This is a genomic window from uncultured Planktosalinus sp. (assembly GCF_963973675.1).
Classification (GTDB): domain Bacteria; phylum Bacteroidota; class Bacteroidia; order Flavobacteriales; family Flavobacteriaceae; genus Planktosalinus.
On sequence record NZ_CAXBAN010000067.1, the window covers coordinates 1 to 9,027 of the forward strand.

9 protein-coding genes are annotated in these 9,027 nt (G+C 37.6%); 5 read left to right on the plus strand and 4 right to left on the minus strand.

Annotated elements, in window-relative coordinates; all coding sequences use genetic code 11:
- On the plus strand, window positions 1–968 hold a 968-nt coding region (locus AACY61_RS04140), incomplete at its 5' end, for an ABC transporter permease subunit (RefSeq protein ID WP_339610326.1).
- 2 nt (window positions 969–970) lie between these two features.
- Window positions 971–1,957, plus strand: coding sequence for an ABC transporter ATP-binding protein (locus AACY61_RS04145; RefSeq protein ID WP_339610327.1), 987 nt, complete (start codon window positions 971–973; stop codon window positions 1,955–1,957).
- Window positions 1,958–2,015: 58 nt separating this feature from the next.
- On the opposite strand, the gene AACY61_RS04150 is transcribed toward AACY61_RS04145, so the two are convergent.
- Window positions 2,016–2,540, minus strand: coding sequence for a DUF4136 domain-containing protein (locus tag AACY61_RS04150; protein WP_339610328.1), 525 nt, complete (start codon window positions 2,538–2,540; stop codon window positions 2,016–2,018).
- A 50-nt stretch (window positions 2,541–2,590) separates the two neighbouring features.
- Window positions 2,591–4,585 (minus strand): urocanate hydratase, encoded by a 1,995-nt coding sequence (locus tag AACY61_RS04155; protein ID WP_339610334.1) that lies wholly within the window; start codon window positions 4,583–4,585, stop codon window positions 2,591–2,593.
- 156 nt (window positions 4,586–4,741) lie between these two features.
- Between AACY61_RS04155 and AACY61_RS04160 the strand changes: the two genes are divergently transcribed.
- The gene (locus tag AACY61_RS04160) at window positions 4,742–5,359 is read left to right on the plus strand and encodes an NAD(P)H-dependent oxidoreductase (RefSeq protein ID WP_339610329.1); all 618 of its coding nucleotides are present in this window, start codon (window positions 4,742–4,744) and stop codon (window positions 5,357–5,359) included.
- On the plus strand, window positions 5,349–7,232 hold the full coding sequence (locus AACY61_RS04165; RefSeq protein WP_339610330.1) for a monovalent cation:proton antiporter-2 (CPA2) family protein: 1,884 nt from the start codon (window positions 5,349–5,351) through the stop codon (window positions 7,230–7,232). The genes AACY61_RS04160 and AACY61_RS04165 overlap by 11 nt, the downstream gene beginning before the upstream one ends.
- Before the next feature lie 2 nt (window positions 7,233–7,234).
- Here the strand turns inward: AACY61_RS04165 and AACY61_RS04170 are convergent, their stop codons facing one another.
- Entirely contained in the window at window positions 7,235–7,417 is a 183-nt protein-coding gene (locus AACY61_RS04170; protein WP_339610331.1) for a DUF5522 domain-containing protein, read from the minus strand.
- Window positions 7,418–7,442: 25 nt separating this feature from the next.
- Here AACY61_RS04170 and AACY61_RS04175 point away from each other — a divergent pair, with 25 nt between their 5' ends.
- Window positions 7,443–7,769: a hypothetical protein gene (locus AACY61_RS04175; protein ID WP_339610332.1), complete on the plus strand. Its 327-nt coding sequence runs from the start codon at window positions 7,443–7,445 to the stop codon at window positions 7,767–7,769.
- Between the two features lie 273 nt (window positions 7,770–8,042).
- Here AACY61_RS04175 and AACY61_RS04180 read toward each other — a convergent pair.
- Window positions 8,043–9,027, minus strand: a 985-nt coding sequence (locus AACY61_RS04180) for a tail fiber domain-containing protein (RefSeq protein ID WP_339610333.1), incomplete at its 5' end; no start/stop codon positions are given.

Sequence of the window (9,027 nt, forward strand, 5' to 3'; positions counted from 1 at the left end):
ACACTTTTACAACTGGAATTTTTAGATCATGGTTTTCTCTGGAAGAGCCTGAAACTGCCATTTACCTTTCTGCACTATTGCTTTTGTTGGTTTTCTCATTAATACTTTTTGAAAAATGGCAACGACGAAAAATTCAATATTCCAGCGGAAAAACAAACAATCAGTCTATTTACAGAAAAACCACAACCAAACAAAAACAGGTTTTAATATTTTGCATGGTAGCAACTCCGGTATTATTCGGGTTTTTAATCCCGGTTGCACAGTTGATTTATTGGGCTGTGCTTACTTATGAGTCGGTGTTTCAGTATGAATTTTTATTGCTCTCAGTACAAACTTTTAGTATTGCTTTTATAACTGCAGCTGTGACTGTAATATTAGCAACTTTATTAATTTTTTCCGCTCGCTGGAACCGTATTGGGTTTTTAAAGAACCTGTCTAAATTAGGTGTATTAGGTTATGCCATACCGGGAGCTGTGGTGGCAATTGGAATCATGATTCCTACCTTGGCTATTGATCGCTGGCTGATGGATTTGATAGAGATTTTATCCGGAAACAGTGTTGGTTTTATTATACATGGCACTTTATTTGCGTTGGTTTATGCATATGCAGTGCGATTTCTGGCAGTGGCATACAACCCAATTGAATCAACGACACTCAAAGTCAGCAATGCGATTCCTGATGCCTCAAAGACCCTAGGAGTAGGTAACTTTAAAACGTTTTTTAAAATTGAATATCCACTCATTAAAACCGGTATGCTAAGCGCTTTTATCCTTGTGTTTGTGGATGTTTTAAAAGAATTGCCTCTCACACTTATACTCAAGCCCTTTCAGGTAAATACACTGGCGGTAAAGGCGTTTGAATATGCCAGCGATGAACGAGTGATGGAAGCCGCAATTCCATCGTTATTTATTATCTTTACAGCTGCTGTACCGGTGATATTTTTGAATAAATTATTAGTATCAAAGTAAAAATGTTAAAAATTGAATCTCTTTCTAAAAGCTATGACAAAGGAAAATCCTTTGCATTAACAGACGTAAGTTTTCAGCTGGGTGAAGGCGATGTTTATGCTATAGTTGGTGAAAGCGGAAGTGGAAAAACAACATTGATACGCTTGATTGCCGGACTGGAAACCCCAGATACCGGAACGATTGAAATAAATAATCAGCTTGTTTCTTCAATTAAGAAAAATGTGTCACCAGAAAAGCGTAATATCGGTTTTGTTTTTCAGGAATACGCACTTTTTCCGCATTTGAAGCTGGAAGAAAACATTCTTTATGGTATTTCAAAATTAAAAAACAAAAAGCAACGTGCTAAAGAAGTTCTGGAACTGGTAGGCCTTTCTGAAATGAAAGATCGCTATCCACATCAGCTATCCGGTGGTCAGCAACAACGGGTGGCACTGGCAAGAGCATTGGCTCCAAACCCCTCTCTGCTCATACTTGACGAACCTTTTAGTAATCTTGATGCGATGCTGCGATCACAGTTGCGCAATGAAATATTTAGAATAATCAAACAAAGTGGTGTTACGGCAATTTTTGTAACACACGACACCCAAGATGCACTTGCAGTTGCAGACGAAATACTAATTTTACAAAATGGAAAATTAATTCAAAAAGACGCAGCTGCAAATTTGTATACCAAACCCAGCTCTGTGTATGTGGCTTCATTGTTTGGAAATACAATTCAGTTGAGTAAAGAGCTGCAATCGGCATTTGAATGTCCTCTAAAAACTGATTGCTGTCATGCTATTCGCAATGAAAATATTGCAATCAACGACGAATGTGATTATGTGACCAATGCAACTGTTCTTAAAAAGACTTTTTTAGGCTCAGGAACCCAGCTTTTAATCAAACTTGATAATGGTGAGCACCTCACAGTTGTAACAAAACATACACATATTGATGAGCGAATTACTATTGGCTTCAACTCTAAAGATGTTTTAGAGTTTAAGGAATAAAAAAAACCTTTCCTAAGGTTTAATTGGAAAGGTCTTATTTAAACAAGCTTACTTTTTTTTAATCTTTTTCCGGAGGATACCTCTCTAGAATTTTTTGAACAATTTCTTTAATTATTGCTTCTTTTTGTTCCATATTGGAAGCAATAGGAGCTGTACCAATACCCTGCCAAATTAATTCATTTGTTTTAGCGTCTATTATGTCAATGTATAACGAACCTTCAGTTGTTTTGGAAACCGTGGTTCCTCCCCAGGGGTGACCCCATCCCCATCCCCAATAGCCTCCCCAGCCATAATGGTTTTGGTATACATCAACGCGCTCTTTGGCTTTTGTAAAAAAACTGATTAATAAATCAGGAGATTCAGATTTTTGAAGCCCTTTTTTACTTAATTCAATATCTAAGGCTCTTAAAATTCTTCTTTTATCTAAATCTGAAATTTCAGCTTTATCGATTCCAGGTTTGAAAAATGCATAGGAATTAAAGCTGTTAAAATCAACTGTAGTGTCATAATCTGAAGCCACTTTAACACTGCTGCAAGAAGCAAAAAGAAAAAGGGCAATAACGGGGATAAATAGTGTTTTCATATTGAATTATATTTGAGCGTTTGGTTGTACCTCACGCAATTTATATGTAATTAAATCAGACTTTCATCAACTATATTTGGCAACGTGACTTTCAATTCAGGATTGTGTTTCATAGCGCGTTTTATTGCATAGATGGCTTCATCATTACGTGCCCAACTTCTGCGGGCGATGCCATTATTTACATCCCAGAAAAGCATTGATTTTAAGCGTCTTTCTGCCTCTATAGAACCATCAAGAACCATGCCAAATCCACCATTTATTACTTCGCCCCAGCCTACGCCACCACCGTTGTGGATGCTCACCCAGGTCGCACCTCTAAAGCTGTCGCCAATTACATTTTGGATAGCCATATCTGCCGTGAAGCGGCTTCCGTCATAAATATTTGAAGTTTCACGATAAGGTGAATCGGTTCCGGAAACATCGTGATGGTCACGACCCAAAATCACTGGGCCAATTTCATTTTGGGCAATCGCTTTGTTAAAAGCTTCGGCAATTTTAATCCGTCCATCACTGTCTGCATAAAGGATTCTTGCTTGTGAACCCACAACCAGTTTATTTTCCTGTGCACCTTTAATCCAGGTGATGTTGTCTTGCATTTGTTGCTTGGTTTCATCAGGTGAATTTTTCATCAACCCTTCCAAAACTTCACAAGCAATAGCATCAGTTTTTACCAAATCTTCAGGCTTTCCTGAAGCACAAACCCATCTGAAAGGTCCAAATCCATAATCAAAACACATAGGTCCCATAATGTCTTGAACATATGATGGATATTTGAATTCGCGAGGTTTTAAAGGGTCGGCATTTTCAGTAGTAACTACATCTGCTCCTGCTCGGGATGCTTCCAATAGAAAAGCATTTCCGTAATCAAAAAAGTAAGTGCCTTTGGCTGTATGTTTATTGATAGCATCTGCTTGACGACGGAGACTCCCCTGAACTTTTTCTTTAAAAAGTGTTGGGTTGTTTGCCATCAACTCGTTGGATTCTTCATAAGAAAGACCCGCTGGATAGTAGCCTCCTGCCCAGGGATTGTGCAGTGAAGTCTGGTCGCTTCCCAAATCGATAAAAATGTTTTCCTTGTCAAATGCTTCCCAGACATCAACCACGTTTCCATTATAGGCAATGGAGACGTTTACTTTTTTTGCTTTCGCTTCTTTAACACGTTCTACAAGTTGATCCAAATCTGAAATCACTTCATCTACCCAACCTTGAGAATGACGAGTTTGAGTGGCTTTGGGGTTGACTTCGGCACAAACGGTAATACAGCCTGCAATGTTTCCTGCTTTGGGTTGCGCACCGCTCATTCCGCCAAGACCAGAAGTGACAAACAAGCCTCCTTTGGGTGATTTGTTGATTTTTCTGAATCCGTTTAAAACAGTAATAGTCGTTCCGTGAACAATTCCCTGCGGACCGATATACATATAACTGCCTGCGGTCATTTGACCGTATTGTGAAACGCCCAGTGCATTCATTTTTTCCCAATCGTCTGGTTTTGAATAATTTGGGATAACCATTCCGTTAGTAACCACTACGCGCGGAGCTTCTTTGTGAGAAGGGAATAATCCCATAGGATGACCGCTGTACATCACCAGGGTTTGTTCATCGGTCATTTCAGCAAGGTATTGCATCGTCAACAAGTACTGGGCCCAGTTTTGAAAAACCGCTCCATTTCCGCCATAGGTTATAAGTTCGTGCGGATGTTGTGCAACCGCATTATCCAGATTGTTTTGTATCATCAACATAATGGCTTTGGCCTGCTCACTTTTTCCGGGGTATTCGGTAATGGCCCGGGCATACATTTTATAATCTGGGCGAAAACGGTACATATAAATGCGCCCGTATTTTTCCAATTCCTCCTTGAATTCGGGAAGGAGGGTGGTGTGGTGCTTGGGATCAAAATATCTTAAGGCATTTCTAAGGGCCAGTTTTTTTTCTTCATCTGTAAGAATTTCTTTGCGTTTTGGTGCGTGGTTTATTTGAGTATCATAGGTTTTTGGAGCAGGAAGTTTGGAAGGGATTCCTTCTAAAATGCTATTTTTAAAATCTATATTCAGTTGTGTTATGTGGCTCATACAATTCAATCTTAAAGTAATCTTTTGACACAAAGTTACGAAAAATAGATAGTGAAGGAGTTGGCTTTTTCAATAAATAGCTGTTGTATTTTATCTAAAAAGTGTATCTTAAAACCGAAAAAAACACACCCTATGAACCAAAATAAAATTCTAATTTTATTTGCCCATCCTTTATTTGAAAAATCGAAGGCTCACAAGGAGATGGTGAAAAATATCCCGGATTCACCAAACATTACTTTTCACGATTTATATGAACTCTACCCTGAGTTTAATGTCGATATTGAGATAGAACAGGCCCTGTTGAATGAACATGACATTATCATTTGGCAACACCCAATGTATTGGTACAGCTGTCCGCCATTAATCAAACAATGGATTGATATGGTGCTGGAATATAAATGGGCGTATGGCTCTGAAGGGAATGCGCTGGTTGGAAAACATGTTTTTCAGGTACTGACAACTGGAGGGAGACAAGAGAACTATTGCACAACGGGTCGTGACCGATTTACAATTTATGAATTACTAGAGCCATTTAATCAAACTGCAAAAGTGTGTAAAATGAATTACTTACCGCCTTTTGTAGTTCATGGCACATTCAGTATGAAGAAAGATGACTATATAAAGGCTGGGGTTTCTTACGGGAATTTGCTTACGTATCTATTGGAACACAAAATTGAGTATAGTGAGTTTGAAAATTTACTTTATATGAATGATTGGTTGGATCAAAAAAACACTGTAAATGGAAACTAGCTTTTTTTTACAAGCAATAATTTATTTAACTGCGGCAGTGGTTTTTGTTCCAATTGCCAAGAAAGTAGGTTTGAGCTCAATTTTGGGATACTTGTTTGCAGGAATAATTATAGGCCCTTCATTATTAGGACTAATTGGCCAAAAAGGCGAAGACATCATGCATTTTGCAGAATTTGGAGTCGTGATGATGCTGTTTTTAATTGGACTCGAGTTAGACCCCTATAAGTTTTGGAAAATGCGGAAATTCATCGCCGGTATGGGTTCCATTCAGGTAATTGGCACAGCCTTACTGTTGTTTTTTGGACTTCAACTGGTTTTGGACTGGAATTGGCAGACAGCATTGACTGTGTCTTTGGCACTCACACTTTCCTCAACCGCAATTGTGTTGCAAACCCTCAAAGAAAAAGGAATGAATAATACCTCAGTTGGCAGATCTTCCTTTGCTGTGCTTTTGTATCAGGATATTGCCGTGATTCCAATTTTAGCAGTGATACCGTTGATGGTTTCTGAAGTTTCAGGGAGTGAATTGAAAGAAATTACACCCTCACTAATATCAGATTTTCCAGCCTGGCTGCAAACACTAGTAGTGATTGGAGCCATTTCTTCAATTTACTTTTTAGGAAAATACCTCATTGTTCCTTTGCTTAGAATCGTTGCTAAAACCAGACTTCAGGAATTGTTTACTGCCTCAGCCTTATTAGTAGTTTTTGCAGTGTCTTATTTAATGCAACTGGTGGGGTTGAGTCCTGCATTGGGGGCGTTTATGGCCGGTGTGGTGTTGGCAAACTCTGAATTTCGTCACGAACTTGAAGGGGATATTGCACCCTTTAAAGGCTTGCTCTTAGGCTTGTTCTTTATTGGCGTAGGAGCTTCTATTGATTTTATGTTGATTATTGATAGGCCCATTTTTATACTTGTGTTTGTACTCGCTTTGACAGTAGTAAAATTCTTGGTTCTATTTGGTGTGGGTGCTCTCTACAAAAAGAATTTAGACCAAAACCTTCAATTTTCTATTGGCTTAAGTCAAGCCGGTGAATTTGGTTTTGTGATTATGGGTTTTGCAATGGGACTGTCAATTGTTCCTAATGAACTTTCAAATCAAATTTTGGCAATTATTGCCTTAACGATGCTTCTAACACCCTTTTTAAATGTACTGAATGAAAAATACATCATTCCAAATGTAGGAACCAAAAGAGAACAAAAAGATGAAGAAGTAGAAATTAATGAACAAAATGAAGTTATCATTGCCGGTTTTGGTCATTTTGGAAGCACCATAGGCCGCTTATTACGTGCAAATAAAATTGATGTCACTATCCTTGATCACGATGCCGATAGGGTAGAAGTGCTTAGAAAACTAGGCTTCAAAGTATATTATGGAGATGCTACAAGACTCGAATTATTAAAAGCTGCAGGAGCAGATGAAGCCAAACTATTTATTGCAGCCATTGATAACCCGGCCATTAATTTAAACCTGGTTGAACTATTGCAGAAACATTTTCCACATTTAAAAGTTCTGGCACGTGCAAGAAACCGAAATGATGCCTATGAACTTATTGACCACGGTGTTAAAAACTTTTATAGAGAAACATTGTATACAGCTGTGCATCTGGGAGTAGATGCGTTGGTGGAACTCGGGTTTAGAAAGTATACGGCAACCCGTCAGGGACAGCAATTTATAAAATATGACCAGGAAACAACCTGGACCTTGGCTAAAAAACGCCACGATAAAATGGCTTATATGGTAACTGTTCAGGAGGAAGTGGAAATGCAGGAAGATTTGTTGCGAAGAGATTTATTTGCTCAGTTTGAAGGCAATGACCACTCCTGGGACAGCGAGTTCCTTAAAAAGGAAAATCCTAAGGTGAAAGAATAGTGTTAGTGTTTACTATTTGTGTTTTTGTCATAACCATAAGGGCAATGCCTGCAACCACTCTGGCAACAATATCCGCGTTTTAAATGATACTGTTCTGTGAAGCATTTGTATCCCTCGGGCGTGAGGTAGTAGTCGCCGTCACCAAATAGTTTGTTGGAATCTGTATTCTTTTGCTGTTTACTCATAGTACAAAATTACAAAAACCCATTGATGTTTGTCATTGTAGCTTCATTCTTGTTTTCTAAGCAGTTTAGCGGCATTGCGCTGTGGCCTTTTATTATGGTAAAGTCTAAAGCAGAAAAGAATAATAAAGTGTTTATGAATCACGAACGAATACATTTGCGGCAACAACAGGAACTGTTGATATTACCTTTTTATTTTTGGTATGCTGTAGAGTTTATTGTAAGATGGATTCAGTACAAAGAGATACACAAGGCATACAGGAATATATGTTTTGAGCGGGAAGCCTATTGCAATGAAACCGATTTAAAGTACTTAAAATTTCGAAAAATTTGGAGCTGTCTCAAGTATGTTTAAATGAAAACCGCCCATAGCAGCGGGCGATTATATTGTAATAACTTATTTATTAACCAATCTTAAATTTTTTATTACGTGTCAAAAATAGGTTTTTGATTTAACATAGAAATAAAAATTCTCAAAATGGTTGGGTGAATGCGCAATTTTCTCGCTGACCTGTTATGCATGAATAGTAAAAAAGAATAGCGTTAACTGTTATTGAGAAATTTAAAAATAAAAAAAGCTTAACCGGATGGGTTAAGCTTTTAATGTAATTTTACTATACTAGTTTTACTATTTTTTATTGATGAGTTGGTTTACTAAAGCTTCTAATTTTGCAATTCTGTTTTCCTGACTCTCGATGATTTCTTGCTGTTCTTTAACTGCTTGAATTAAAATTGGGGTGAGACGCGAATAATCAATCATTAAAAAGTTTTGACTTGTACCTTCTTCTGTCGTATTTAATTGTGACACACCTGATTTTGATTTAATAAATAAAGATTTTTCTTTAACCAATGTGGGTAATATCTCTTTCACCTCCTGAGCGATTAATCCATATTCTAAGTCTTCATTAAAACCTAGAGAATTATACTTTTCTACATCATAAAAGTATGTAACAGGATTTAGTTGTTTAAGTATAGAAGTTGCATTATTAATGGGCTGAATGTTTTTCTTTAGTCTCGAATCAGATGCATTATATAAACCTCCTGTATATCCCAAGTCGTTTAAAAATAATCCTCCCCAACCAGTATCAGGACCGCCACTATTAGTTCGACTTCCTCTTACTCCTATTCCTTGAAATGAGTTAGAATGTCCTCTAACTCCTATTCCATTCCCGGAGTTTGTTATTGCTAAGCCAAAAATTGCTGCAGTCATTGAAGTATTTAAGCTATAACTTGTCCCACCTTCTATTCCATTATAATTATTTAACACATTCGTATTATTTCCAAGAAATGACACTCCATCATTCCCTTCATTAATTGAACCTATTAACGTAGTGGCACCAATATTTTCAGCATTATTACTTAAATGAAGTTTATAAATTGGATTTGAGGTATTAACTCCTACATTTCCGTTTGTCGAAATTCTCATTCTCTCTGCACCATTAGTAGAAAAAGCAAGATTATCTGCATTAGGTCTCCACATGCCTGTATTAGTATCTCCGTTCCAAGAGAAAGTGGGTTGACCTTCTGATCCGTTTCCATAGGCTCTTAGCCTGCCATTGTTAGTAAAATTAAATCTTTCTATTTCTGTATAGTTTTCTGTTGCAAATATTTGA